At 47.2% G+C, this 25,769-nt stretch carries 24 protein-coding genes; 3 read left to right on the forward strand and 21 right to left on the reverse strand.

Annotation, left to right across the window (positions count from 1 at the left end; genetic code table 11):
• Window positions 1-32 precede the first annotated feature (32 nt).
• Window positions 33-395: a winged helix-turn-helix transcriptional regulator gene (locus tag FGT79_RS03810; protein ID WP_138751438.1), complete on the forward strand. Its 363-nt coding sequence runs from the start codon at window positions 33-35 to the stop codon at window positions 393-395.
• A 50-nt stretch (window positions 396-445) separates the two neighbouring features.
• Here FGT79_RS03810 and FGT79_RS03815 read toward each other — a convergent pair whose 3' ends face one another.
• Window positions 446-1,642: an oxalate decarboxylase family bicupin gene (locus tag FGT79_RS03815; RefSeq protein WP_138751439.1), complete on the reverse strand. Its 1,197-nt coding sequence runs from the start codon at window positions 1,640-1,642 to the stop codon at window positions 446-448.
• A gap of 215 nt (window positions 1,643-1,857) precedes the next feature.
• Between FGT79_RS03815 and nagZ the strand changes: the two genes are divergently transcribed.
• Window positions 1,858-3,120 carry a beta-N-acetylhexosaminidase gene (gene nagZ, locus FGT79_RS03820; RefSeq protein WP_138751440.1) on the forward strand — a complete coding sequence of 421 codons (1,263 nt, stop codon included), beginning with the start codon at window positions 1,858-1,860 and terminating at the stop codon, window positions 3,118-3,120.
• Between the two features lie 83 nt (window positions 3,121-3,203).
• Here nagZ and fabI read toward each other — a convergent pair whose 3' ends face one another.
• From fabI to FGT79_RS03920, 20 genes are all read right to left on the reverse strand, one after another.
• Window positions 3,204-3,980 (reverse strand): enoyl-ACP reductase FabI, encoded by a 777-nt coding sequence (gene fabI / locus FGT79_RS03825; protein ID WP_138751441.1) that lies wholly within the window; start codon window positions 3,978-3,980, stop codon window positions 3,204-3,206.
• Window positions 3,981-4,087: 107 nt separating this feature from the next.
• Window positions 4,088-5,155, reverse strand: a complete 1,068-nt coding sequence (locus FGT79_RS03830) for an ankyrin repeat domain-containing protein (protein ID WP_138751442.1) — start codon at window positions 5,153-5,155, stop codon at window positions 4,088-4,090.
• Between the two features lie 130 nt (window positions 5,156-5,285).
• Complete coding sequence (locus tag FGT79_RS03835; protein ID WP_138751443.1) at window positions 5,286-5,744, reverse strand: GNAT family N-acetyltransferase; 459 nt, start codon at window positions 5,742-5,744, stop codon at window positions 5,286-5,288.
• 66 nt (window positions 5,745-5,810) lie between these two features.
• Window positions 5,811-6,347: a hypothetical protein gene (locus tag FGT79_RS03840; protein ID WP_138751444.1), complete on the reverse strand. Its 537-nt coding sequence runs from the start codon at window positions 6,345-6,347 to the stop codon at window positions 5,811-5,813.
• A 12-nt stretch (window positions 6,348-6,359) separates the two neighbouring features.
• Window positions 6,360-7,304 carry an ADP-ribosylglycohydrolase family protein gene (locus FGT79_RS03845; protein WP_138751445.1) on the reverse strand — a complete coding sequence of 315 codons (945 nt, stop codon included), beginning with the start codon at window positions 7,302-7,304 and terminating at the stop codon, window positions 6,360-6,362.
• Window positions 7,305-7,455: 151 nt separating this feature from the next.
• Window positions 7,456-8,517 carry an adenosine deaminase gene (gene add, locus FGT79_RS03850; RefSeq protein WP_138751446.1) on the reverse strand — a complete coding sequence of 354 codons (1,062 nt, stop codon included), beginning with the start codon at window positions 8,515-8,517 and terminating at the stop codon, window positions 7,456-7,458.
• 66 nt (window positions 8,518-8,583) lie between these two features.
• Window positions 8,584-8,970, reverse strand: coding sequence for a hydroxyisourate hydrolase (gene uraH / locus FGT79_RS03855; RefSeq protein ID WP_138751447.1), 387 nt, complete (start codon window positions 8,968-8,970; stop codon window positions 8,584-8,586).
• Between the two features lie 2 nt (window positions 8,971-8,972).
• On the reverse strand, window positions 8,973-9,926 hold the full coding sequence (gene pucL / locus FGT79_RS03860) for a factor-independent urate hydroxylase (RefSeq protein WP_138751448.1): 954 nt from the start codon (window positions 9,924-9,926) through the stop codon (window positions 8,973-8,975).
• Window positions 9,927-9,943: 17 nt separating this feature from the next.
• On the reverse strand, window positions 9,944-10,441 hold the full coding sequence (gene uraD, locus FGT79_RS03865; RefSeq protein WP_171056064.1) for a 2-oxo-4-hydroxy-4-carboxy-5-ureidoimidazoline decarboxylase: 498 nt from the start codon (window positions 10,439-10,441) through the stop codon (window positions 9,944-9,946).
• 79 nt (window positions 10,442-10,520) lie between these two features.
• A complete protein-coding gene (locus FGT79_RS03870) occupies window positions 10,521-11,021 on the reverse strand; it encodes a (2Fe-2S)-binding protein (protein ID WP_138751449.1) in 501 nt (166 codons plus the stop codon).
• Between the two features lie 5 nt (window positions 11,022-11,026).
• The gene (pucD, locus tag FGT79_RS03875) at window positions 11,027-13,306 is read right to left on the reverse strand and encodes a xanthine dehydrogenase subunit D (protein ID WP_138751450.1); all 2,280 of its coding nucleotides are present in this window, start codon (window positions 13,304-13,306) and stop codon (window positions 11,027-11,029) included.
• A 24-nt stretch (window positions 13,307-13,330) separates the two neighbouring features.
• Window positions 13,331-14,260, reverse strand: coding sequence for an FAD binding domain-containing protein (locus FGT79_RS03880; protein ID WP_171056065.1), 930 nt, complete (start codon window positions 14,258-14,260; stop codon window positions 13,331-13,333).
• Window positions 14,261-14,281: 21 nt separating this feature from the next.
• Window positions 14,282-15,211: an ABC transporter permease gene (locus FGT79_RS03885; protein WP_138751452.1), complete on the reverse strand. Its 930-nt coding sequence runs from the start codon at window positions 15,209-15,211 to the stop codon at window positions 14,282-14,284.
• Window positions 15,212-15,228: 17 nt separating this feature from the next.
• Window positions 15,229-16,359: an ABC transporter permease gene (locus tag FGT79_RS03890; protein WP_138751453.1), complete on the reverse strand. Its 1,131-nt coding sequence runs from the start codon at window positions 16,357-16,359 to the stop codon at window positions 15,229-15,231.
• Window positions 16,356-17,891, reverse strand: coding sequence for an ABC transporter ATP-binding protein (locus FGT79_RS03895; RefSeq protein WP_138751454.1), 1,536 nt, complete (start codon window positions 17,889-17,891; stop codon window positions 16,356-16,358). Before FGT79_RS03895 ends, FGT79_RS03890 begins: the two co-directional genes overlap by 4 nt.
• A 137-nt stretch (window positions 17,892-18,028) precedes the next feature.
• Window positions 18,029-19,186 (reverse strand): BMP family ABC transporter substrate-binding protein, encoded by a 1,158-nt coding sequence (locus FGT79_RS03900; RefSeq protein WP_138751455.1) that lies wholly within the window; start codon window positions 19,184-19,186, stop codon window positions 18,029-18,031.
• Between the two features lie 282 nt (window positions 19,187-19,468).
• Window positions 19,469-20,089, reverse strand: a complete 621-nt coding sequence (locus tag FGT79_RS03905; RefSeq protein WP_171056066.1) for a nucleotidyltransferase family protein — start codon at window positions 20,087-20,089, stop codon at window positions 19,469-19,471.
• A complete protein-coding gene (locus FGT79_RS03910; RefSeq protein WP_171056067.1) occupies window positions 20,001-21,101 on the reverse strand; it encodes an XdhC family protein in 1,101 nt (366 codons plus the stop codon). Before FGT79_RS03910 ends, FGT79_RS03905 begins: the two co-directional genes overlap by 89 nt.
• Window positions 21,102-21,169: 68 nt before the next feature.
• Complete coding sequence (locus FGT79_RS03915) at window positions 21,170-22,495, reverse strand: 5'-deoxyadenosine deaminase (protein ID WP_138751458.1); 1,326 nt, start codon at window positions 22,493-22,495, stop codon at window positions 21,170-21,172.
• Window positions 22,496-22,950: 455 nt separating this feature from the next.
• Window positions 22,951-24,357 carry an MDR family MFS transporter gene (locus tag FGT79_RS03920; protein WP_138751459.1) on the reverse strand — a complete coding sequence of 469 codons (1,407 nt, stop codon included), beginning with the start codon at window positions 24,355-24,357 and terminating at the stop codon, window positions 22,951-22,953.
• 554 nt (window positions 24,358-24,911) lie between these two features.
• Between FGT79_RS03920 and FGT79_RS03925 the strand changes: the two genes are divergently transcribed.
• A complete protein-coding gene (locus FGT79_RS03925; protein ID WP_138751460.1) occupies window positions 24,912-25,529 on the forward strand; it encodes a DedA family protein in 618 nt (205 codons plus the stop codon).
• Window positions 25,530-25,769: the final 240 nt, after the last annotated feature.

The following is a 25,769-nucleotide window of genomic DNA, read 5'->3' on the forward strand; positions in this document are numbered from 1 at the left end:
GTACCTGTATAGAGAGATAAGGGAGAATGACCATGAATCATAAAAAATATAATGTACCTGTTGAAGCAACCCTTGAGGTGATCGGCGGGAAATGGAAATGCATCATTCTCTGCCATCTTACACAAGGCAAGAAACGGACGAGCGAGCTAAAGCGCCTGCTCCCTGATATCACTCAGAAGATGCTGACTCAGCAGCTAAGAGAGCTTGAAGTCGACAGCATTATTGAAAGAATCGTGTATAATCAGGTACCGCCTAAAGTAGAGTACCAGCTTACCCCCTATGGGCAAAGTCTAAAGAGCATCTTAGACTCGCTGTCTGCTTGGGGTGAGCATCATCTGGATAAAGTATTCGGAAACAAATCTGATGTCCTCGAAGAAAACATTTTCAATAAATAAAACCATTTCCAGAACGCCGGCAGGGCAGCTGAAAATGGTTTTATTATCGACTATTTAGGTTCATAACCGTACCCGGGATACTTTACGACAGGCCATTTTTGTTTACGTAGCGCATCCAGCAGCTCGCTGCCAACATTTAAGTTGCTTTGAACGAGCTCGCGCGCTGTCAATGCCATCCATTGGTTCAACGAAACATCCACGAATCGGTCACTCTTGAACATCTCAAGAAGCCATAAGGACTGCTCTCCTGTATTTTGAATGTAGTGGCCGTACGCGAATGGAACATATCCCACATCTCCAGCTCGGTAATCAAAGGTACGGGCAACGCCATTACCAGCAAATACCGTCATACGTCCTTGCCCAGCCAAATAATATTGCCACTCATCATTGTTCGGATGCCAATGCAGCTCTCTCATCCCGCCAGGCTCGACTTCGACCAAAGCAGCTGCAATCGTCTTCGAGATTGGAAAGTTTGAAGAGTCTACAATTCTTACGCTGCCCCCAGATGTGCGCAGCGGTGTCTGTGCGAGCAGACGATGCTTGAAGCTTAAAGGTATTGTCCCGTATGGCGAGGGAACCTTCTGGCCATCAATCGTTCCCGGAACTTGATCTTGATAGATGTACACCTGATCATCAGGAATTTGCGAGAAAGCAGTCTCTGGTACACCGAAATTGGCTGAAAGCACCTCCTTTGGTGTATGTGCGAACCAATCCGATATAGACAAGGTGTTAAGATCCGAGAAGCTTCCATCATCAAAAACGAGCAAAAACTCGCAGCCATCTTCCAATCCTTGAATGGAATGAGGGATGCCTGGCGGGAAATACCATAGATCGCCTTCACTAATATCGGCAATGAAATTCCGTCCCATCTGATCAACCGAAGTTATTCTAGCACTGCCAAGCAGCATATAAGCCCATTCTGCTTGCTGATGCCAATGCAATTCTCTGACGCCGCCGGCTGTCAGGCTCATATTGACTGCTGCCAGCGTCGTAGCGATAGGAAAGTCGCGAACGGTAATTTCTCTTGACCATCCACCGTTGTTAAGCTGCATATGCGTATCTGAGAACGAAAACTTTAAATTAGGCAAGAGCCCTGAATCGGTAACGGGCGGGACGAACATATTCGGATTCTCTCTATCTCGCATAATGTCACGCGGACCGCGGTCAACGTTGCCTGCCCCGTCGCTCCGTCTTATTGGCTCGGGAATAGGTCCATTCCTTGTCTGATTTCGTAAATCTCCTTCCATACTTCCCCTCCTTGACGATAAGCACAAGCTTCCATTCATGGTTATCCTATACAATTTATGATGGGGGAAATTCAAATATGCAGGACATGCAAATGCTTATCTACGAATCTGCCAGCTATGAAACTTCTCGAATGGTTTATACGTCAAAGTAAAATACAACAGCTGGTATGTGATCGTAGAAACAAGGGGATATTGCAAAAAGGGAGGTTTTTACGATGCTGAAGCAAACGATCGCTTTGTCCTTATTACTGCTGCTTGGAGCAGCCTGCAGCTCTAATCCTGCTGCTGAGAACATTCCAACATCTCCGGCTGCCAGCATAAGTCCAACAACAGCGCCTACGAATTCACCTACAGCGCAGCCTACAATAGAGCCGCCTCCAGTAACTGATCCACTCCAAGAAACCATCAAGACGATGACATTAGATGAGAAAATAGGCCAGCTTGTTCTAATTGGAGTCGAAGGAACCGAGCTGCAAGCACCAACGACGGATTTGATTGACAACTTCCATGTAGGCGGTTTTATCCTATACAAATATAATATTATCGATGCTGAGCAAACCTTAAAGCTTCTCAACCAGCTCAAGGAACGAAACAAGCCCAGCAAAGCTCCGCTCTGGCTCAGCATTGATCAAGAAGGCGGGAAAGTAAGCCGCATGCCTGAGCAGTTCACGAAAACTCCAACAGCCGCCTCAATCGGCAAGGCAAACAATCAGAGCTACACCCGCGGGATCGGACAAGCACTTGGAGCAGAGATACGTGCGCTGGGCTTCAATATGGATTTCGCCCCGGTGCTTGATATTAATAGCAATCCTGCGAACCCTGTTATCGGCAATCGTTCCTTCGGTTCACACGCAGAAACCGTCATCACACACGGTATCGAGACAATGAAGGCGATTCAATCGGAAAAAATAGCCGCGGTCGTGAAACATTTTCCAGGGCATGGGGATACATCCGTTGATTCGCATCTCGACTTGCCAGTCGTGAACAAATCATTGGCAGAGCTAACCACATTCGAGCTCCTTCCATTCATGGAAGCGATTCGCCAAGATGCCGATGCCATTATGGTCGCTCACCTGCTCATTCCTAGTATCGATAAAACCTACCCTTCCTCTTTGTCCAAATCCGTCATTACCGACCTTCTGCGCAAAAAATTAGGCTACGACGGCGTCGTGATCACGGATGATATGACGATGGGCGGGATTACGGATCATTTCGACGTTGGAGAAGCTGCGGTCAAATCTATTCAAGCAGGCAGTGACATCATCTTGATAGGTCATGATTACGATACACAAATAGCAGTCCTCAAGTCGCTGAAGCTCGCCGCTCGCGATGGTGTTATTACGAAGGACGCATTGGAGCAAAGTGTGTATCGCATACTATCCTTGAAGCAGAAATACGAGCTGCAAGATGAATCGATAGCATCGGTTGACATCAAAGCCGTCAACCAACAAATCCAAAGCGCTTTACAGGCTAAATGAACAGAAAGGCGCAGACCTCAACGCTGAGTGGTCTGTGCCTTTCATAATCTCACCCTAAGGACTACCTACTTCATAAACGGAGCTTACAGCCCTAGAATATGATATCCTGCATCTACATGAAGCACTTCACCTGTTATACCTCTGGATAGGCTGCTAAGCAGGAACATCGTTGCGTCGCCCACCTCATCTTGATCGATGTTACGGCGAAGTGGGGCCCGCTCTTCAATTGTAGACATAATATCATTAAAGCCGGATACGCCTTTGGCAGCAAGTGTACGGATCGGACCAGCCGACACAGCGTTCACCCGAATACCGTATTTCCCTAGATCCTCTGCCAAATACATCACACTTGCTTCCAGTGCAGCTTTGGCAACACCCATTACGTTATAGTTTTTCACGACCCGCTCCGCGCCGATATACGTTTGGGTAACGATACTTCCGCCCTCTGTCATCAGCTTCTTCGCTTCGCGCGCTACAGCAACTAAGGAATAGGAGCTGGAATTTTGCGCAAGCAGATATCCTTCTCTCGTAGTATCCACGTATTCGCCTTGAAGCTCGTCTTTATCGGCGAAAGCCAAAGAATGTACAACGCCGTGAATGACGCCTATGTTTTTCTGAATATCTTCAAATGCTGCGATGACACTGCTGTCATCAACCACGTCGCAAGAAACCTTCAGCAATGCTTCAATCTGATGCTGCTCCAGCAGCTTATTCAGCTTATCGAGCGATCTTTCCTTACGATAGGTGAATACCAGCTTTGCTCCTTGCTTATGCAGGGATTTGGCAACCCCCCAAGCGATACTGCGGTCATTCGCTACACCCATCACTACAATTACTTTGTCATTCATTAAGTTAGACATGCTGTTCCTCCTGTAATGCTATCTCATTTAAAAATCGTAAACCAATCCAACATGCATTGATATCATAGGATACAATGCCTTTTTTGGCTAAAACCTGCTTTTAACTGTTAACCGAACATTTTCTCAAGAAAGAGTAAAGGTTCATGTTGAAAATCAGAGAATTTCCCCAAGTAGCCATATTCCTTATGCTCAACGTCATAAACGCCGATTCCTTTCTTACTCTTGTCCCAGACGACATGTAAATGAGAATATTGATCGACTTCCGCGGATAGTCGGATCAGCTTCTGCCGTCCCGCTTTCAGCTCTACTGTGTCAACAAGCGTCAAAAAATCCACATAACGAACATCCAACTCATTAGCTGGCAGCTTTATTCGAAGGTTGTTGCTTGTTAGAAACGCAATTAGGTCGTTTGGGAGCCCGTACCCTTTTAAAGTATACAGCTTATTACTTATGTCGTGGAAATCAGAGTGCTCCAAGCCCTTCAAGTATTCCGCCATTTCGATATTCTTCGCAGTTATTGCAATCGTATAGGCTCGTTCCCCATCCTTTTCGGCAATCGTAACATCCGCACCACGCTCTACCAAATATTTCACCATTGCCAAACTGTTCATTCTCGCAGCCACGGTCACAGGAGTAGCCTTATAGGGATAAATCATATCAGCTTCATTAAAATTAATATCCACACCATGGTCCAGCAAATATTCGATCAACTTCTTGTCCTGATCGGCTACTGCTTTGCGCAGCAGCTTGCCACCATACTTCACGATATCCAGTCCTAGCTCACGAAGGAGCGGGATGTTTCGTTTGTTTCCATAATACGCTTCATCGTAAGCATTCGACTTGACCTCATTTACTAGCGTAAGCTTCGCCCCTTTTTCATGAATATAACGCACGAGCGGCTCATCACCGTAGCGAATGGCAAGCAGAATGGCAGGACTCTGTTTGGAGTTAAGCTCTGCTCCGTGCTCCACTAACATCTTGACGGCATCCAGCTTATTTAATATTAGTGCAATATCCAGCAGTGTTACAATCGAATATCTGCCTAAAGCAAGCTGCTCACTCACCTCACGACCAGCCTTCAGCATCGCTTCAAGCTCTGCGCTCTTGCCTTCGTAGATTAACATGCACATATCAGGTAGTGTTTCAAAGTTTCCCAAATCCCCGATTTTATACATGTATCCTTGCCTCCTCGTTCATCCACATGGCAAAATGCTAGGCATTGTGCCACTGTTCTATACTAACGATTGATGCTGCGATATTCAACTTCTAATTGTTAGATAGATTCAACATCGCTGGCGGGCACTGCTATAGCTGCTTCTCCAAACAAACGCTGCTTTCATTATCCCGATAGGGACCGAATCGGTCGATAGAGAGATAGCCGTGTTTGCGATAAAAGCTTAACGCCTCAGGCTGCGCATCGCCTGCTTCCAGCTTCATGCTATGGAAATGCATCGTTTTCGCTTTCACTTCCAGCTCCATCAATAGATGTTTTGCAATTCCTCGATTTCGGTAAGATGCTTCTACAAAGAAACGTTTGAGTTCAGTAGAGTCCGCGTCATACGGCTTGATGGCTCCGCAGCCTACAGGAACATCGTCCCAATAAGCAACTAGGAACTGCACATCATTGATTTTCTCATCTGTGAAATCTAGTATGAATATTTCTTCGGCGGGGTAACGCTCCAGCAAATCCAGATCGAGCTGACGGATTAATTGATGCAAATCCTCATGGTCTGGCGTAACCGCGATTATTGTTAAATGCTCCATTTATTCTGCTCCTAGTTGTTCATTTGGAGTCATACAATAGACTCATACTGTTCATTTATTTATGCGTCAGTCAGCAGCGAGTAGTTCTTTAATTAAGGCAATACTATTGGCCGCTCTTTGGTTCAAGGCACGCTTATCCTTGAGACCCAGCGTTTCAAGCTCATGCCCAGGATCGATAACAAGCGGCTTGGATATAACGTCACTGAGAAGATCAGCGGCAGTTTTATACGCTCTGTGAAGCAGCTCCGTCTCTGTATTCTCTCGTACCAGCTTGACGATCGCAACGATATTTTCCGCAAACATCAGCTTAACGACACTGTCCGATGACATGACGTGCCGGGCAGCGAAGGAAATCACATGGTCTAATATTTGGCTATCCGAATCGTTTTTAGCAATAGCTGCGAGCTCTAGCACAGCATCCCAGCTGCGAATAGACAGGGCAGCAGCATTTTGGCTAATCAACTCTTGGTACCATGCTGCTTCCTCTTCTTTCGTAATTTCATAGAGCTTATAAGCCTCGTAGACCCCAGCACGGCTCATCTGAAAATAGTTACCATAATACGTATGAAACCATAGCTTTGCTTGATTCAATGAATCTTCCATCTAATCTCCACCTTACTCGGTTACGCCAATCGACTCTTCGAAACGTTGGCATAGCTCTTGAATATCACCCAGTCTAACAAGCTGACTGATCCAATGAGCTGGAATCGTATCCTCGCCATATATAAGCCCGGCAAGTCCGCCGGTCACTGCACCTGTCGTATCCGTATCCTCGCCCAAATTGACGGCGCGCAGTACAGCCTCGCTATAGCTGCTTGTCGTGAGCAAACACCATAAACTCGCTTCAAGCGTATCGACAACATAGCCGGATGATGCGATCTCTTCTTCCGGCACTTCAGCTAGATTGCCTTTCAGTACACGTTTAAATGGATTCAGATTATGCTCTTTCTCGTCTTTGTACAGCTCCAAAACGGTTTCGCGCATTTTAATCAAACTATCCTCTAGAGGTAACCCGTCAATGAGATGTATAGCCAGCTCAACGTAAATGACACAAGCTATTTTAGATATGGGGTGTCCATGCGTAATGGAAGAAACCTTAGAGACGAGCTCCATCCGCTCGGAAGCCGCTCTACTTCTCAACCAATATGCCAGCGGCAATATGCGCATTAAAGATCCATTGCCATTGCTTTGCAAGCTTGTCCCACCTGCCAGATCCGGACGAATCATCATATCCTTATATCTTTCTATCGCAAACGCAGTAGCATTACCGATATCAAAGACGACACCATGCGGGGTCCATACACTTTTCTCCATCCAATTCACGAATCGCTCAGCAATGTCATACAGATCAAGCTCTGGGAATTCGACAGCGCTCTCCATCAGGCAAAACACCAATGAGCTGTCGTCAGACCAAGTGCCGGCAGGCTGAGAATGCGTGCCGTAGCCTATCATATCTGTTAAAGGTTTATTTCGCAGCGTTTGACGCATAAGAAACTCTACAGGCACGCCCAGCGCGTCGCCTACACACAATCCGATTATACCATCGTGAACTTTTGACATCTTAAACAACCCCTATTTTCCCATAGTAGATTTTTCATTGCTATTAGTATAACAACAATAATGTCATTTTGAAAGTATAAGATTCGATGGCGAAAAAAACAGCAGCACCTCCACAACTGGATGCGCTGCTGTTTCTTCCTTTTTCAGGCTGCTACACTTGTAAACCAAAGCTTCTAAGCTCCGTTTCAAAGCTCGTCATTAACTTCGCTTTTTCCTGCTCCTCCAAGAATGCCGCCTTCACACCATTCATAATCAGCGTACCTACATCATTTATCGAAATGCCACAGTGTGCAACAAGCAGCTCATATTCTTTCTCGATTGTCGTATCCGATACCGTCATATTGTCGGTATTGACCGTCACGACGATGCCTTGCTCCAAATACTGTCGCAGTGGATATTGTGCCCAACCCGCTACAGCTTTGGTCTGCATATTGCTAAGCGGACACATCTCGAGTGGAATCTGGCGCTCCTTAATAAGTGATACGACCTCAGGGTCCTCAAGCATGCGGACACCATGCCCGATCCGTACAGCACCTAATTTTGCAACGGCCACCTTTACATTCTCAGCTCCGCCCGCTTCGCCCGCATGAATCGTTATAGGCAAACCAAGCTTCCTCGCATCAGCGAATAGCTTTAGAAACAGCTCGGCAGGAAATGAAGCTTCATCTCCGGCCAAGTCGACGGCAACGACACCTTTCTTATAGAACCTCGCCGCTTCCTGTACGACTTCCTTGTTGAGCTCATAAGATTGGTTTCTCATACAAATAATGATTGCTCTGGCTGTCGTTCCGAATTGCCGCTCTCCGCGGTTCAAACCTTTAATCACAAATTCAATGACCTCATAGATTGACAAACCCTTCTGGCGATGCAGTTGAGGCGCAAATCGAACCTCTATATATTTCACTCGCTGCTTGGCTGCCTGTTCGACTACTTCATAGGCAACACGTTCCAGCGCCGCAGCAGTTTGCAAATATGGCAATACGAAGCTGAATTTACTTAGATACTCTTTCAAGCTCTGGCAATCCTCGCTTACTTGCATATGGGACAACAATTCAATATCTGAGTTGATGTTTAATGGATTCCCTTGCTCCTTCGCTAACTGCAGCAGCGTTTCTGGCTTTACACTTCCGTCTAAATGCACATGCAAATCGACCTTTGGCAGCTGGGACAATAACGTCCCCACAGCTGTCGTTTGTTCATTGATTAACGTCATTGCCAAGTCCCCTCTCGGTATATTCATACACATCCGATATCGATCGTATACATCATGTCCTTAAAGCTAGCTCCCGCGGTACGTACTGTAGCCTCCAGGAGCCACTAGTAAGGGGATATGGTAGTGTGTATGGACATTTTGAATACGGAATCGAATCGGAATATGATCAAACAAGTAATCTTGAATCGTGGACAATTGCGCTGTCCTCCTGAAGTAATCGCCTGCTGCGAATAGAAGCTCATACATACCTTCCTTCACGGCGTCTCCTTCTAAAAGCGGCTGATCAACACGTCCATCAGCGTTAGTCTGATAACATCCGATTAATTCAGGCAGTTCCTTATTATTGGTATCGCCGCTCGTCCCCAGCCCTAAATACCAGAGCTCGATCGCGATCCCGACCACAGGCTTCCCGCATGCGAGGTCTAGAACATGCGTCGTAATTCGTCCACTCATGCCTATTCGCTCCCATCCTCCAGATCAGCTCTCGTAAGCGTAAATCCTTGGAATCCGTAAGGAGGTCGAGGCTCCGTATATACGCCGGCAGACGTAGGACTCTCGGGCTCAACAATCGTCTCCCAGGTGCGATTGTTGGATTCGAATCGCACCTCAGCAAGCTGCGGGAATTTCGTTAATATGGTTTTACCAATTCGATAGATTAAATATTGAATGGACGGTGATTGATCAGCATGGAATTGCGTATGAGCAAGATCGTGGATGTGCTCGGAAGAAACGTAATTGCCACGCGTACTGTCGAACGCATCCTCAGCATCTAAGTACTTCCAATAAATAGTTAGGAAAATAAACAACGGGCGGTCAAAGCTTTCTGGCAATGTCGTATATTCGTCACGTACAAAGCCATAGAAGGAGCTTCCACTAACTTTAATGAGCTGAATTCGTGACAAGGCACTTTCTTGCTCGATCAATACGCCTGCTTCGCCTTCACGCGTCCATTTCAACGATGCGCTCGCATGCTCGTTATGGGATCGCCGAAACACTAGGCTGCTGTCGCTCCATCCACCATCATCAGCAACAGTAACCGCATGGAATGGCAATCGATCCGCTTGAATCTCGATTGCATCGATATGCGGATAACGTTCCAAGAAGCGTTGACTAATGAATGCAAGCAGTCCCTCTGTCGTACTGCCTGCGAATTGTGCCGTTTGGCGCAAAATGAAGTTTTTCATCGAATCGGTAGCGACAACCTGCGTATTGTCACCTTCCGTGAATGAGGTGAGCAGCACCTCGCTGCTGACCGAGAACGTGATGTTATGAGCAAATATCACATTGCTGTCACCTGTATATGGGGAGTCAGGAATAGCATGAACCGAAAGCGGGGCTGCATAGGTGCGATAACTAAGCACATCCCCTTTTCCATAATAGAGCGTGCGTCCGTTGCGTAATTTTAGCATAAATGTCCGTCCTCTCTCTACTCGATGATAAGATCTCTTAATCGAAATCCAGCTATTTTCCCTATCTCAAGTAATGCCTGCTCCCTTTCTTCGCTGCTTGAATGCCATATTCTCCCTTCCATAGCCTCGATGATTTGCTCCTTGTTCTTACCCTTTACGGCTAGAATGAACGGATAACCGAAGGTTTTTATATACGTTTGGTTTAGCCCATAAATATGCTCGTATTCGCTTGGTGAGAGTTCATTCAGTCCCGCAGCCTGCTGCTCCTTAGCAGAATTCTCCGCTACAGCAAGCCTCGTACCCAGATCTGGATGGGCGCGGAATAGATCAATAATCGTCTCCCTGCTGGACTCTCGAACGATATGCATCATAGCAGTCTGCAGCTCGTCTATGGATGCGAAAGGCTTTGCTCCATAAGCGGAAGCCGCAACCCAAGGCGAATGCTCAAATATGGCGCCTAGCCGCTCTACGAATAGCTCTCGACTGCTTTCATTTAATTGTTCTAGCGAGATCATGATAGCCCATACCTCTCAAGTATTGCTGTTATCGCTAATTCAACATCAGGAAACGAGCCAATGTGTGAACGAACCTTGCTCATCTATTTGACCCCCTCATTTTAATCGCACTCTTTACCGCTCTCCATATTCCTCCATACCCCGTACATCGGCATATGTTTCCTGATAATGCTTCTGCAATTTCATCATCAGAAGGCTCAGGATTGCTTTCGAGCAGCGCCTTAACTGAAACGATCATTCCCGGCGTACAATACCCGCATTGGAAACCGCCTTCCTCTAGAAACGCCTGCTGGATCGGGTCTATGCCGTTTTTGGCGATGCCCTCGATTGTGGTAATGCTTTTGCCAGCGCATTGATAAGCCATTGTCAAGCATGCGTTTACGGCTATGCCATCCATAAGCACCATGCACGCTCCACACCGACCGATATCGCAAGAACGTTTCGTACCGGTGAGCTCCAGCTCATCTCTAATGAGGTTTAGCATTCTAGTTGCTGCAGTCGTTTCAAGTGTTTGCTCTTCACCGTTAATGAAGCAGTGGAGAGCAAACGACGTTGACGATTGCCCTTCATGATCGCTCATAACCCTCACTCCCCTGTTAGAAAAAATGGCTTTTCCTGCAAAAATGCCGGATCAATCGGCAGCTTCGTTACCCATTTGCCGCTTGCCTGCCTTACAGCTGCCGCGATGGCGGGGGCGAGTGTGACAGAACCTACCTCTCCGATGCCCCGCGGGCCGTAATCATCACTAGCCGGCAAATGCTCAATCGGCTCTACCTCAACGATTCCTTGCTGATCAACAATCGTCGGCACCAGATACGTATCCAGATTCCGGGTCATATAGTGTCCTTTGTCCATAACCGCATCCTCGAGCAGCGTAAAACCTAACGCCATACTGCTTCCGCCTTCTATTTGCCCCAAATAACCTTGCGGATTAATAACGGGACCCGCCGCAACTGCATGCTGCTGCTCAACCACTTTGACCCTGCCTGTTAACGAATTAAGCTCCACTTTCACTACAACGGCTGAATAGGTGTACATGAAATGTGCGCCGACCCGCTTCGTATCAGACACGGGGAACGAAAAAGATGTTTCACTGCGTATCGGCACATCCGTCTGTTTGGCTAGGTCTTCATAGGTGAGAAGTAATTGAGCCTCCGTAATTAAGCTGATTCCACCTTCCCATATCCGAAGCTCACCTGGATGGCAACGTAGAATGGTACTCGCTTGCTTGAGCAGCTGATCTGTGAATGGTTTTCTCATTCTTTGCAGCGACTTCCACATCATAGCTGTTGCCCTAGAAGCAGTAGTCGAACCACTATCCGGCACAACATCGGTATCGCCGATAACCATGCGAATGTCTGATGCTCCGAATCCGAATTGCTCCACCAGCATTTGTTCGAGTGCAGCAAGAAGACCTTGGCCAAATTCCTCATAGCCGAATACCGCTTCGATCTTCCCATCTGCAGCGAGCTCAAGTCTCCCGCCAGCTGGATCAGGTATACCAACGCCGAGTCCTGCCCCGTGCATGGTCAACGCTGCGCCTATTCCTGTTTTAATCCATGGCTCCGAATGCTTAGGTGCACTTCTGTCCTTCATTCTCACCTGCTCCTGCCATAATCGACTATTCTCAATCGCTGACCATACCAGCTCTGCACCTTCCGTCATTGCGATAGGCTGGTCGAATGGACCCAAATCATCACTCTGGCGCATATTCAGCTTGCGAAATGCCCATGGGGATAATCCAAGCTGCTCGGCTAAGCGATCCATCTGTCCTTCAAGAGCAAAGATCGCTTGATTACCCCCGAAACCGCGGAACTCACCAGACATTCCGTTATTCGTAAACACCGAAATTCCTTCCACGTCTAGATGCTCGTATTTATAAGGACCAATCACATGCTCCGTTGCGAAATTAAGCACTTCCGCCCCAAGAGTGGAGTAGGGTCCAGTATCTGCAAGAATGCTGACTCGATGAGCGATCAATTGACCGGCTTCATCCACTCCAGTCTTCATAGAAATTCTCATCGGATGCCGTTTTAGGCCTGCTCGAACCGATTCCTGACGGGAATTGTGCATCTTAATCGCCCTGCCCGTCTTTGTAGCTAACAAAGCGCCATATGGCTGTACGTTCAGCTCATCTTTCCCCCCGAAAGATCCGCCAATCGGACTCGATATAATTCGTATGTGATCCTGGGGCACCGATAATATGCGCGCTAGCTGCATGCGATCCATGAAGCCATGCTGTGTTGGCGAATAAACCGTTAATCGCCCATCCGCTTCTGGTACGAACAACCCGCCTTCCGTTTCCATATAAGTGTGCATCTGGCGAGGTGTATAATAGATTTCTTCTGCGATATAAGCACATTGCTTGAATGCCTCATCGACATTCCCCCTTGTGAATGTGGTACGGTGCATCGCATTTCCTTTCGGATGAAGCAGCGGTGCATCTGCGTGCAGCGCCCGTTCGGGATCGTCCAGCACTCCGAGGACCTCATATTCTACTTCAATGAGCTCTAGTGCTTGCTGAGCAATCACAATAGATTCGGCCGCAACTGTCGCAAGCGCATCACCCACATAACGCACCCTATCCTCGCATAGTACGGGCTGATCCGGGTGAGCAATGCCGAAGGCGTTCAAACCAGGTACATCTCTGTACGTCAGCACCGCATGAACGCCTGGCAATTTCTCCGCTTTATCGGTCTGAATAGAGATCACAGACGCATGTGGATATTCACTGCGCAGAACAAGTCCATACAGCATCGATCCGGCCGTCATATCTGTTAGGTACGTTAAGCTGCCTGTTACTTTCCCAATGCCATCAGGACGTATTCGCCAGCGCCCTCCGCTATTCACGCGATTTAAGAGCATAAGCCTCCACCTCCCGTATGCCGATTATGCTTCCGCTGCGATTTTCCATAACTCTGCAGCTATTACATTCGCCGCCGTTGTCTGTCTGTAGGCTGAAGAGGCGAATATATCCTCGCGGGGTTCGTATAACTGAACCACTCGGCCGTACGCATGCCTAATCGTCTGAGTGTCAACCGTCTCCCCAATCAGCTCCCTTTCAAGTTGCTCCAGCCTGATCGGAATCATCTGTCCGCCGCCCAGCGCGATTCGAATGTCTTTCACAATCCGAGCCTCTGTCAAGATGCCCGAAATGGATACCGTCACAACAGACGGCGTAAAGGCTTCCCGTCGACCCACTTTATGGTAAGCGTAAAAACGCTTTGTTTTCGAGTGAACAAGTTCCTCATGACCCGGTTCCAAACCATCCGCTTCCTCCCTCTGCTGAAAGGGGAGCTGTACGCGAAGCAGTAGCCGTTCTGGATGCAGGTTTCGAGCAATTTGCAGCCAGTCCTTCAACAAGATCAACTGCTCTTCTATACCGTTAAACCATACTACTTCAGCATCATAACCAAGCAGCGCCGGCAGCGAATCTCCGATACTGGAGGCGATATTCCCTCCTAACGTCGCCAATTGGCGTATGGATGGTGCTGCTGTAAGTCGCAAGGCTTCGGTAAGCATTGGGAAATAGCGCTGGATCATTGTATTCATACGACATGCTTGCAATTTTACTTGACCGCCGATAATGAGACCTGATTCGCCTACTCTAATTTCACTCAATCCGCGTATGCTGCTCAAATTAATAAAATGCTTGGGCATAGCGGCAATACCTGCTTCCCATTGCGTGCGAAGAAGCGTCCCTCCGGATACATAAATGCTGTCTGTCCCTAAGCTTTGCTTCAAATGCCACGCCTCTGCCGCCGTTTGAGGATGCCACACCTGAGGAGACGCTATGGTCTCCTGTACGTTCATTCCCATCGTGCTCCTCCCCCTCATGTGTTAGAATCTTTGCTCCCGAATATAGGGAATGCCGAGCGCTTCCGGTGAACCAGAAGGCTTATTGCGATTGCGCCAGCCGAGAAACATGAGTACGAGTATTGTGACGATATAAGGGATCATTTTCAAAAAATAAGAAGGAATCTCGCTCCCGATCAATTGAATGCGGAAGCCGAGCATATCCAATGCTCCGAAGAAATACGCACAGAAGAGCGCACGTATCGGATTCCATCTTGCGAAGATGATTAAAGCAACAGCAATCCAGCCTCTCCCTGTCGTCATCCCCTCGGTCCAGGTTGGCGAATAGACGAGAAGCAAATCCGCACCAGCAATCCCAATTAAGATTGAGCCTGCGACGATGTAGCCATATCTAAACGCTTGAACTCGAATACCCATGACATCCGCAGTTGCAGGGCTGTCGCCCATCGCACGCAGATGCAACCCCCATGAAGTTTTGTGGATAAACAAATGAAGTGCGATTACTAAAACGAAGCTGAACCACGTCAGGACATCCAAATGAGCAAATATACGGCCAACAAATGGGACAGCTTCAAGCCAAGGCATATCGAGCTTAGGGACAGCTCTTGGTACAGGAAGGCCGCTGACTGGCTTGCCCAGATAAGCACTTAGCCCCGCACCGAACAAAGTCATAGCCAAGCCGCATACAATCTGGTTTGCTCGAAGCGATACGCTTAGGAAGGCATGAATGCAGCCTAGCAGTATACTGATTCCGCAGACAGCGAGTAAAGCAACGGTTAAGCTGCCTGTCTGCACGAAAGTAAGACATGCCGTAACGGCTCCCATTAGCATTAAACCCTCTGCGCCAAGCTGGATAATCCCTGAGCGTTCGATGAGAATGCCGCCAAGCGTTGCGAACAATAGCGGCGTACCGGAGGAAATAGCGGCAAGCAGCATTTGATACACGATTTCCATCGTTCAGACGCCCCTTTTCACCGGATTTTACGAAGTCGAAATTTACTTAACGTTCCGCCTGCGATCAAGAAAAACAAAATAGCCCCTTGGAGCATTTCTGATATGGAGGACGGCAAACCGATCGTTTGTACACTAAAACCGCCTACGATTAATCCGCCGAACAAGAAGGAAGATACGATGAGTCCGACCGGATGTAATTTCGCGAGCCACGCCACGATGATAGCCGTATAACCATATCCAGGGGATATGCCATACATAAGCCGATGGGTTACACCCGATACCTCTGCCATACCTGCAAGTCCCGCCAAGCCACCGCTGATCAGCATAACCAGTAGAATATGTCGGCTGATTCGAATCCCTGCCTGCTTGGCTGCTTCTGGACTCGCTCCAATAAGCCGAAGCTCATAGCCCGCTCGCGTGTATTTAATGAAGAAACCATATAACACGATTGCGATTAAGCCGAAGATCAGTCCGAGATGCAATCTCGTATCGCCTAGGACAGGCAGCGACTGAGAAGCCGTGAACACTTTAGTTCCAGGGAAATTCATCCCCTCCGGGTCTTTCCACGGACCGAACACGAAGTAATCCAACGCGAGCAGCGCAACGTAATTGAGCATAAGCGAGGTGACCAGCTCATTCACTTGGAAATAGGTTCGGGGTATGGCAGTTAGCAATCCCCATATGCCGCCCGCAGCGATACTGAACACAATCATAGTTGGAATGATGAGCATCCCAGGCATGTTCGGAAAATAAATCGTTACCGCAGTCGCAGCCATTGCACCTGCGGCGAATTGTCCTTCCGCACCGATATTCCACACGGATATGCGATAAGCAATTGCAACCCCAAGTCCACACAGCAGCAGGGGTATCGTCTTGACGAGCGTTTCGGTCAAGCCGTAGGCCGTCCCGAATGCTCCTGTAAACATCTTCTTGTATACCGGGAATGGATTCATTCCGTTTGCTGCGATGAATATTCCACATACGAGAAGGGCTAGCAGAACGGAAACAAACGGCAGCCACCAAGTAGCGCCATTTTTGGCAGTGTCGATTTCGATCCGATAAGATTGCCACTTCCACTTGCGTTGCCCCCGCAGGGGCGGGATTGAGATTACACCATCTTTCTGAGTCACCGGCTCGTGTTCACTCATCCCGCTACCTCCTCCGCGGCACGGAGACCAGCCATATACATCCCGATTTTCTCGCTATCGGCCTGTTCCCGCGACAACTCGGCTACGATCTGTCCATTGAAGATGACGAGAATCCGGTCGGATAGCTGAATCACTTCATCTAAATCCTCTGATATGAGCAATACACTCTTGCCGTTATCCCGCAAATCACCGAGCAATCGATGAACACCTTGCGTTGCTCCCACATCAAGTCCTTGCGTCGGATGAACAGCTATCATCAACAACGGCTGCTGGTTAATTTCTCTGGCAAACAGCAGTTTCTGCTGATTTCCGCCTGACAATTGCTGAACTGGCGTATCCAGACTAGACGTTCTGACGTCGAATTGCTTGACCAGATCTTCCGACCAAGCGCGGTTTTTGCTAATCCGCAATATGCCCAGGCGTGAGCGTGCCGGCAGACGATAGGATTTGAACAACAGATTATCTACGATGCCTAGGCTGCCTGCGAGTCCGCTCCTCATACGATTTTCTGGAACATGAGCAATTCCCGCCTCGATCGCTGCCCGGACAGAGCCATTACGCAGCGGATTGCCGTTGAATGTAATCGAACCACGCTTCCATACTTTCGATCCCGTGAGCATTTCAGCAAGCTCTTTCTGTCCATTGCCTGCAACGCCGGCTACACCTACAATCTCACCTTCATTCACATGAAGAGAAATGCGGTCAAGCGACTTCCTTCCTTGCTCTGCGAAGACATCAACTTCTCGGACATCAAGCAATCTTTCGCCTTTTTCCCTCGGAAGATGAGGATGGCTCTCGCTAATCACTTTGCCTACCATAAGCTTTGCAAGCTCACGTTCATCCGTTGCCGTGCTCTCAATACTGTGAATGAGCTTTCCTTTGCGCATTACCGATATGTGATCAGAGACGGCCATCACTTCCTTGAGCTTATGCGTGGTCAGAATGACCGTTTTGCCTTCTGATTTCATATGACGCAGCGTTTCAAACAGCTGCTCTGCCTCACCAGGAGTGAGCACGGAGGTTGGTTCATCCAGAATGATGATATTGGCTCCGCGATAAAGGGTTTTTACGATTTCTACACGCTGCTGCTCTCCCACGGACAACTGCCAAACCTTGCGATTGACAGGAAAGGTTAATCCGAATTGTTGGGCTAGGGCTTCGATCTCCTGCTGCTTATTGTTCAGCCATTTGGAACCGCGCCAGAACGAGGACTTCTCGCCAAGAATAATATTCTCTGCAGCTGTAAGCGTCTGAACGAGTCTGAAGTTTTGGAATACCATCCCAATGCCATGCCGCATAGCATCCTTGGGTGATTTGATTTTTGCGAGCTCACCATGGAGCAGAATATCTCCGCTAGTTGGCCTGTACACGCCAGAGAGCATACACATCATCGTGCTTTTCCCCGCACCGTTCTCGCCAAGCAGCGCATGTATTTGACCTCGCTTTGCATGGAAATCAACATGATCATTGGCAATGACCGATCCGAAATGCTTGACAATCTGACGCATCTCTACTGAATATGTCTCATGCATGCCATCCCTCCATCTATTGCCGTCAATCAAGCTTCAGCTCTGCTCACTTTATGCTCCCATCTTCCAAAACCAGTGTATAAATCAACAAATCCCTTCATTCAGGGATTTGTTGATTTATCTATACGAGCGATCACGGCTTATTTGGGAATCGTGCCCTCTACTCCGCTGACGAACCAGTCCATAATAAGAATTTCATCAAGCGTGAGCGTCTTGCCCTCCTCTACTTTGACAGCGCCGGAAGCGTCCTTGATCGGTCCAGTGAAGACACTGAGATCTCCGCTTATAAGCTTAGCTTTCGTATCGTTTACGAGCGTTTTGACATCCTCTGGCACGCTTGGACCAAACGGTGCGATATCGACCATTCCATCAGCAAGCGACCCCGAATACTGCTCACTTTTCCAAGTGCCATCAATCACCGATTGTACGGTTTTCGTATAATAAGGACCCCAGTTCCAAATCGGATTCGTTAAGTATGCTTCTGGCGCGAACCTTGTCATATCCGAATCGTTTCCTCCTGCCATCGCCCCGCGTTCGGCGGCAGCCTGCAGCGTTGCCGGTGAATCCTGATAGGCTAGCAGCACATCCGCACCTTTATCCAGCAAACTTACTGCAGCTTGCCGTTCCGTTGTCGGGTCGTACCAGGTATTCGTCCAAACCACACTTACCTTTGCGTCCGCATTCACGCTTTGTACACCTAGCATAAAAGCGTTTATGTTATAAATAACTTCTGGAATCGGGAATGCCCCAACGTAGCCGATGATGTTTTTCTTCGTCATTTTGCCGGCTGCAATTCCACTCAAGTAACTAGCGTCAAAGTTTTTACCGAAGAATGTACCCATATTGTCATTTGTTTTGTAGCCAGAGGTATGAAGAAATTTTACATCTGGAAATTTCTTGGCGACATTAAGCGTGTAATCCATGTAACCGAAGCTTGTTGTGAAGATTACATCATGATTCTGAGCAAGCTCCGTAATGATTCGTTCAGCATCCGCGCTCTCCGGCACATTCTCTACCGTATCCGCCTTAATACCGAGCTTTTCTTCCATGTACAATCTACCCTTGTCATGCTCGAAGGTCCATCCTCCATCACCTGGCGGTCCGATGTAAACAAACGCAACACGCGGCAGTTTCGCAGGTTCTTCCGTTGCAGCACCTTCGGTAGGTGCCTCGGTTGGAGAATTGGTGGTGTTCTCATTCGTCACATTCGTTTTGTTGCTGGAACAGCCGCTAATCACCAATAAAAGTGCTAACAACAAGGCCAAGCTTACGGAAAATGCATGTTTTCGACGATTCATCCCGTTCCACCCCGACTCTCTTTTTTTAAGAGCAGACATCATGCACGCCATGACCATGCATGGTCAACACTCCACACGAATTCCATTTGAGCAGCCTAACCATCGGCTGTCATCTGCATCGCTCGCATAACCAACAGCGTATTTCCAATATATGACCACGTTAATTTTATGTCAATATACTTAACATATAAATCGCGGAAATGGTTGAATTTTGTATAGTTCGCACAACAGCACTATCTTTTATGTTATATATATTAACGTTTATCGTTTTTAGCACTACGGTCACAAGCCCGAATATCGTTTTTGAGCAATCATAAAGTCTGCCGGTGAATCCACGTCAAATAAGGCTGACTCGTCTACAACAGCCAGCCCATATCCTTTAAATGCCGGTGAATGAAATAATTTGCGCGCTCCACTGTCTCCCACTAACGCTAGTAATGCAGGGAACATCGATTTGGCTAAAAGCGCAGGGGGAGTCAGAACCATCCCCCCTTCCATCTCGTCATAGGAAGACGATGCCACGAAATCCAACTCTGGCCGCATTAGCCATTCTTGAACAAGCGCATGGATCATCTCTGACGTAATAAAGGGCTGATCAGCCAGTGCAATTAAGACTGCATCGACGGACGGAGTTTCGCTAAGCATGTGCTGAAGCCCAGAGCGTATAGAGAAAGACATGCCTTGCTCCGCATCTGAGCATGTCACAATCGATAAGGAGTGATTCATTCGAGGAGAAGAAGCTGGCTTTTCTAGTGCATGATCGTCCTTCAACCAATCCAACGGATCATCTGCACGAACAACGATCGTTATATGGTTAATTGAACCGGTTAAGAGAGCATGCAGCCCCATCCTTGCCAGCGGCTTGTTCTTCTCTAGCTCCAGACACTGCTTTCTGATACCCATACGCTTGCTTTGTCCCGCTGCCAAATAAAGGGCTGAAATATTCATATTTCTCCCGCTCCTTCCGAAACCTTTCTTTGCGCCCTGCACGTATAGCAATAAGCTCCGCAGCAATACTAACGGCAATTTCATAAGGACCATCTGCTCCAACAGATAATCCGATAGGCGCTCTTACATTTGATGGAATCAAAAAGGTTTCAAATAGATGGCGAATCCTTTTTTTAGAGCCTAGTATGCCAATATATACGAGTTGCAACGGCAAAGCTAAGCGGATCATGTCCTTATCCCGCTGTAGATTGTGGCTGCATACGATTAAATAATCACTCGAACGAAAATGAAGCTGATCAGCTATTTCTTCAGGTGAGCCTACAACACATTTCGCTTCTGGAAACCTCTCCTCCGAGCATAAAGCGGGTCGCCAATCCGCCAAAATCATATGGAAGCCGATCTTCTTGACCAGCTCGTAGATCGCTTCCGCATCTTTACCGACACCGAATACAATAAGTCTCGGCCTTGGACTAAGAACAAGTTCGAGATGGTGGAGCGATGCTGTCTCCTCCCAATAAAACGCATCATCAACGTCATCTACAAAATCATACAGCTCGTATTCTATAATTGAATCATTCCAGCTTCGCGCAAGCCTTACAGACATACTTGCCTCGAGTTTCGTTTTGGCTTCAAGCAACAGCGTCAGCAGCCGTCCCTTGACAGGCTCAAGCAATAGACGGATTTCTCCGCCGCAGCCTATTGCTTCTCCCCATATCGCATCCTCATCTGCATTCATGTTATAGCTCATGCACACAAATTGACCTGAAGCGCTGACCATCTCCGCAATAGCTTGCAAATCATGCTCCAAGCAGCCAGGACTTACCGCTCCGATTTGCTCACCGCTTGACTTGAATAACATTGATGCACCGGCCTTGCGATAAGAATGCCCCTCCACACAAAGAATGGTCGCAAGCACATAATGCTCATCATCTTCTCGCAAAGCTTCTAATATATCGTGCATATCCATACGCGTACCCCCTTTAGCGCCTGACCCTGTTACAACGAAGTGCAGACGAGATATACGAGCGTCCATGCCTATAGGCGTGTAATTAATCTTTTCAAAGCTTGATCAGCTTCCTTCAAGACAATCTTTTTATCCACTGTTCGAACGAGCTTATTCTCCATCACGATTTGCCCGTCAATGAGCACCGTATCAACATCGCCTCTTGTAGCAGCATAGACGACTCTTGAATACCAATCTGCATCGAATGACGGATAAACGTGGAAATCTTCCAAATCAAGCAGCTGCAAGTCAGCCAGCTTCCCCACTTCAATGCTGCCGATGCTATTCTCCAGCCCCAGCACCTTCGCCCCGCCCATCGTTGCCATTCGGAGTACCGTTTTGGCATTCATAATCGTAGGACCATGCTTAACCTTCTGCATATATGCTGTTAACCGCATTTCTTGGAACATATCCAAATTGTTGTTGCAAGCAGCGCCGTCCGCGCCGATCCCGACATCTATTCCTTGCTCCAGCAGGAGCGGGATCTCTGCGATTCCAGAAGCCAGCTTCATATTCGAGCCCGGGCAGTGTGTAACCTTCACCCCTCTGTCACGAATGATTTGTTTCTCTTCGTCATCGAGCCAAATGCTGTGAGCCAATATCAGGTTAGACTTTGCCAGTCCGATATGATCCAAATAGACAACATTGCGCATGCCTCGCTCCGCTTCAACCATCGCAATTTCGCCGGCATTCTCCGAAGCATGTGTATGCACCATCACACCGTACTTTGCTGAAAGATCCCTAACACCAATGAGCAGCTCCTCTGTGCACGAAACAACGAATCGTGGACAGAAGGCATATTGGATTCTCCCATTTTCCGCACCATGCCATTTCTCTAGAAGATCTACGCTGTCCTGCAGCGACTTTTGCGTGTTTTCTTGGAGAGCAATCGGTACTTCCGTACCATGATCCATCATGACCTTCCCCGATAACGCTCGAATGCCGCTCTCTTTGATCGCTTGAAAAGCTGCTTCTGTATGATGAACGGTTTCCATATCAAGAATCGTTGTGGTGCCGCTGCGGATGAGCTCACCTATGCCGAGCATGGCAGAGTAATAAACGGAATCCTCACTGTGTGCAGCCTCAAGCGGCCAAATTTTCTCTTTCAACCACTCAATTAATGATAAATCATCCGCTCTCCCACGAAATAAAGTTTGGCAAAGATGGATATGCGTTTGGACGAAGCCTGGGAGCAGCACTTTTCCTTCTGCGTTGATAATACGTTCTGCTTGCACCTCATTAATCCGATCTCTCAATTGAACGATTCGATTTCCTTCTATTAATACATCCCCAGTGAAGATGTCGCCTTGCTCGTTCATGGTCATTACGACGGCGTTCTGAATTAAAATAGTTGTCATGTTCTATTCCCCCTAAAAGCCCATTTCACTGCTACGGATTAGTTTATTCAGCAACGCTCGCAAGAACGATCGAATCCAAAATCAATAAAAATATAAATAGTGCAAAAATTCAGATTTCTTTAGTTCCAGCGAATTTCCGTTCTGACCAACCCATAACACTTATGGACTTCTATTTTCACGGTGTGAGATTAACTAACATCATAATGCAGAAACGACCTTTAAGCAAGACGTATATTGAAATATAGACACGAATTACACTTATACCTAACTAATCTATAACATCACTATTTAGGTGCTTTACTCTGTCCCATGGTGAAAGGGCTGTCGCCGTCCTTTAACGGCGCGGCGCGCTTCATTCGGAGAAATATAGAGAAAGCATGGCGAAATCATACTATTTCCTATGTTTCAAAAAAAAGCCAGCGAATCACTTTCATTCGCTGGCTTTCCACACTTCCTTATGAGACATTTCTTTGTTGCTGTTCAGCATGCTTGAGCACGGGCATACTTAATGACACAATCACGACGAGCACAGATAATGCAGCGACTCCAACAAAGATTGTGTGCAAGCTTTCTGCCAGAACGTTCGGTTCGATTTGGCCTGCACTCCCGGTATGGAGCAATAAACCGAATATCGTAATGCCTATTGTTTGACCTAGTGTCCGGATAAAGTTATTGCTTGCAACAGCTGAGCCTCGCAGCTCCCAGCCTACAGCCGATGATACAGCTACTGTCAACGATGTGAGCGACAGCCCGAACGATAGACCCGCAAGAAACGTGTAAGGAACAAACAAAGCAAGGGGAGTTGTCGCCGTCATCGTCGCAAACCCAATGCTGCCAGCAAGCAAGAAACAAGAGCCTGCGACTGCAATAAAGCGAAGGCCTTTTCGAGTGATCCAATTGCCTGCTAATATTGAGCCAAGCGGCCATGCAACAGATAGCGGAATCATTGCCAGTCCTGAATAGGTCGCAGGCTTACCATAAACTCCTTGAATCCATAGCGGCAAATAAAAAATAACGACAACATTGATTACACATAATAAGAAACTATCCAAATTCGCCATACTGATTACTCGGTTCCGGAAGAGCTGGAATGGAATAATTGGTTCAGGCGAATGTCTTTCGATCCGAGCAAACCATGCGAAGAATAGAACAGAAACAGCAAACAATCCAATAATAATTCCGATTGCGCTTGTACCACCGCCTTCCTCATCTCGAATAAGCGTCATCACATAGAGGAAGCTGAACATCCCGATTGTGAAGGTTATAATACCAGCATAATCAATGTGTCGTTTCTTCTTCTCCAGCGTTTCCATAAGAGAGGTTGCCAGCAAGTAAATAGCAGCGATGCCAAACGGAAGATTCATATAAAATATCGCTCGCCAAGAAATGTAATCGACCAACAAGCCTCCGAATAGCGGACCCGAGATCCCTGCAATCCCCCAAATGCTCGACATCCAGCCTTGCACCTTAGCCCGCTGCTCGAACGGGTAAAGATCTGCTATAATCGTATAAGGGATTGTTGTCAGTGCTCCCGCTCCTAAACCCTGCAGGGCGCGAAACCAAATAAGCTGATTCATCGTTTGGGCAACACCGGATAGCATGGAGCCTGCCAGAAATATCAATGCACCTACGATAAACATTTTTTTGCGGCCATATAAATCAGACAACTTGCCGTATATCGGGGTTGTAATGACGGTCGCGAGCAAATAAATCGAGATGATCCAGCTATACTGCCGGATCCCTTCCAGTTCTCCCGTTATGCTGGGCATTGCCGTACTTACAATCGTTCCTTCAATCGCCGCGAGGAAGGTCGCAACAAACAAGGCAATTGTCACTTTTTTACGAGTCTGATTAGCGTTCATTATTCATCCTTTCCTTCATACGCAAGAAGCAATGAGTTACTCTAAGTATAGAATCACTTCTATTATGATCACTGCAGGCTAGAAAGATCAACGCTTTTATTCCGATTAGGAAGTTTTTGTCAACGCCATGCCTTTCCATTGCAAACATTCTTGCGTGCAAAGACGCAGCAAATACACAACTCGCTCCGCTTCTGGTTTACTCCAAAAATCAACCGCTGCGAATAGTTTGCATAATGCGCTCTCTGCAACTTTACAAGCTGCATGTTCATCTATTAGTATAGTCAGGCATAAGGTATAACAATGAGATTCATATCGCCTTAACGCCTCTACCTTTTGTTGGAAATCAAACATGAGAATAGCAGCCCCTTCATCTAAGTAAAACCTATTCTCTTATTGTATCCGCTCTACAAAAGCAATTAGTTACGAAATGGTTAAATTTGAATCCTTTCAACTAGGCTTGCGTATGAATGGTATTCAATCGACTGAAGATATGTTAACATACTTGAAGTGATTTAAAGATTATTCTAATTTTTGGTAGGTTAGGATGTTGTAAAATGTATGATTTATTGTTAACTATTATTGATGAAATCGGATATTTCGCTCTGTTTCTCGTCTTGTGCCTCGGCCTTATCGGTTTACCTATTCCGAATGAAGCCGTAGTGATGACAGGCGGGGCACTATCAGATTCCGGTCTTTTAATGCCCATACCCGCTTTCATCATGACATGTCTGGGCATATGCTCAGCTATGACTTTCGGATACAGCATCGTTAGATTTGCCGGAAGCAAATTATCGAATTGGTTCAGCAGCAAAAAAAACATCGGCAAATTTGTAGAGAAGGCCGAACAGCTTAGTGAACGATATGGCGGCTATGCAATCGGCCTTAGTCTTTGTCTTCCGTTTCTGAGACATGTGACTCCATATGTAATGGGAATGAACAGAATGCCTTTCAAGCGCTTTGCCTTGTTTGCTTATCCATCCGCATTCGTATGGACGCTCATTTATTTCGTTATTGGCTCCTTTGTTGGCGATCAAGTACAAGATCTTGCCGATCACATTTACAAATACGGGCTATGGATCATCTATGGCTTGGCAGCTATTCTGTTAGCATTTATTGTTTATAAATATGTGAAAAACAAACAGCAGAAAAACCAAATAGAACGTCCAATGTAGGACCATTATCAATCAAATAACCTGTCGCAGTGATGCGATGGGTTTTTATTTTGATTGAGTAGCATAACAGAGAATTCTAGCGCATTCACGCGATTCACTTCGATGTAAGCGCTTAAATCATTTGTTGGATCTAGATTGTCAATGTTCGTTTGTTGTATAATTACGCTCAGTGTGCATCGGCCCGACTTTTCTGAGAGTGAAAAGTCAATGAAGCGAATGCTTGAAATTAAATGCATGGAA

This window comes from Paenibacillus sinopodophylli (assembly GCF_005930355.1).
Lineage (GTDB): Bacteria > Bacillota > Bacilli > Paenibacillales > Paenibacillaceae > Pristimantibacillus > Pristimantibacillus sinopodophylli.

Coding starts and splice junctions, on each gene's coding strand:
- FGT79_RS03810 (WP_138751438.1), top strand. CDS start 33: ATGAATCATAAAAAATATAATGTACCTGTTGAAGCAACCCTTGAGGTG.
- FGT79_RS03815 (WP_138751439.1), bottom strand. CDS start 1,642: ATGGAAGGAGATTTACGAAATCAGACAAGGAATGGACCTATTCCCGAG.
- nagZ (WP_138751440.1), top strand. CDS start 1,858: ATGCTGAAGCAAACGATCGCTTTGTCCTTATTACTGCTGCTTGGAGCA.
- fabI (WP_138751441.1), bottom strand. CDS start 3,980: ATGTCTAACTTAATGAATGACAAAGTAATTGTAGTGATGGGTGTAGCG.
- FGT79_RS03830 (WP_138751442.1), bottom strand. CDS start 5,155: ATGTATAAAATCGGGGATTTGGGAAACTTTGAAACACTACCTGATATG.
- FGT79_RS03835 (WP_138751443.1), bottom strand. CDS start 5,744: ATGGAGCATTTAACAATAATCGCGGTTACGCCAGACCATGAGGATTTG.
- FGT79_RS03840 (WP_138751444.1), bottom strand. CDS start 6,347: ATGGAAGATTCATTGAATCAAGCAAAGCTATGGTTTCATACGTATTAT.
- FGT79_RS03845 (WP_138751445.1), bottom strand. CDS start 7,304: ATGTCAAAAGTTCACGATGGTATAATCGGATTGTGTGTAGGCGACGCG.
- add (WP_138751446.1), bottom strand. CDS start 8,517: ATGACGTTAATCAATGAACAAACGACAGCTGTGGGGACGTTATTGTCC.
- uraH (WP_138751447.1), bottom strand. CDS start 8,970: ATGAGTGGACGAATTACGACGCATGTTCTAGACCTCGCATGCGGGAAG.
- pucL (WP_138751448.1), bottom strand. CDS start 9,926: ATGCTAAAATTACGCAACGGACGCACGCTCTATTATGGAAAAGGGGAT.
- uraD (WP_171056064.1), bottom strand. CDS start 10,441: ATGATCTCGCTAGAACAATTAAATGAAAGCAGTCGAGAGCTATTCGTA.
- FGT79_RS03870 (WP_138751449.1), bottom strand. CDS start 11,021: ATGAGCGATCATGAAGGGCAATCGTCAACGTCGTTTGCTCTCCACTGC.
- pucD (WP_138751450.1), bottom strand. CDS start 13,306: ATGCTCTTAAATCGCGTGAATAGCGGAGGGCGCTGGCGAATACGTCCT.
- FGT79_RS03880 (WP_171056065.1), bottom strand. CDS start 14,260: ATGGGAATGAACGTACAGGAGACCATAGCGTCTCCTCAGGTGTGGCAT.
- FGT79_RS03885 (WP_138751452.1), bottom strand. CDS start 15,211: ATGGAAATCGTGTATCAAATGCTGCTTGCCGCTATTTCCTCCGGTACG.
- FGT79_RS03890 (WP_138751453.1), bottom strand. CDS start 16,359: ATGAGTGAACACGAGCCGGTGACTCAGAAAGATGGTGTAATCTCAATC.
- FGT79_RS03895 (WP_138751454.1), bottom strand. CDS start 17,891: ATGCATGAGACATATTCAGTAGAGATGCGTCAGATTGTCAAGCATTTC.
- FGT79_RS03900 (WP_138751455.1), bottom strand. CDS start 19,186: ATGAATCGTCGAAAACATGCATTTTCCGTAAGCTTGGCCTTGTTGTTA.
- FGT79_RS03905 (WP_171056066.1), bottom strand. CDS start 20,089: ATGGGTATCAGAAAGCAGTGTCTGGAGCTAGAGAAGAACAAGCCGCTG.
- FGT79_RS03910 (WP_171056067.1), bottom strand. CDS start 21,101: ATGGATATGCACGATATATTAGAAGCTTTGCGAGAAGATGATGAGCAT.
- FGT79_RS03915 (WP_138751458.1), bottom strand. CDS start 22,495: ATGACAACTATTTTAATTCAGAACGCCGTCGTAATGACCATGAACGAG.
- FGT79_RS03920 (WP_138751459.1), bottom strand. CDS start 24,357: ATGAACGCTAATCAGACTCGTAAAAAAGTGACAATTGCCTTGTTTGTT.
- FGT79_RS03925 (WP_138751460.1), top strand. CDS start 24,912: ATGTATGATTTATTGTTAACTATTATTGATGAAATCGGATATTTCGCT.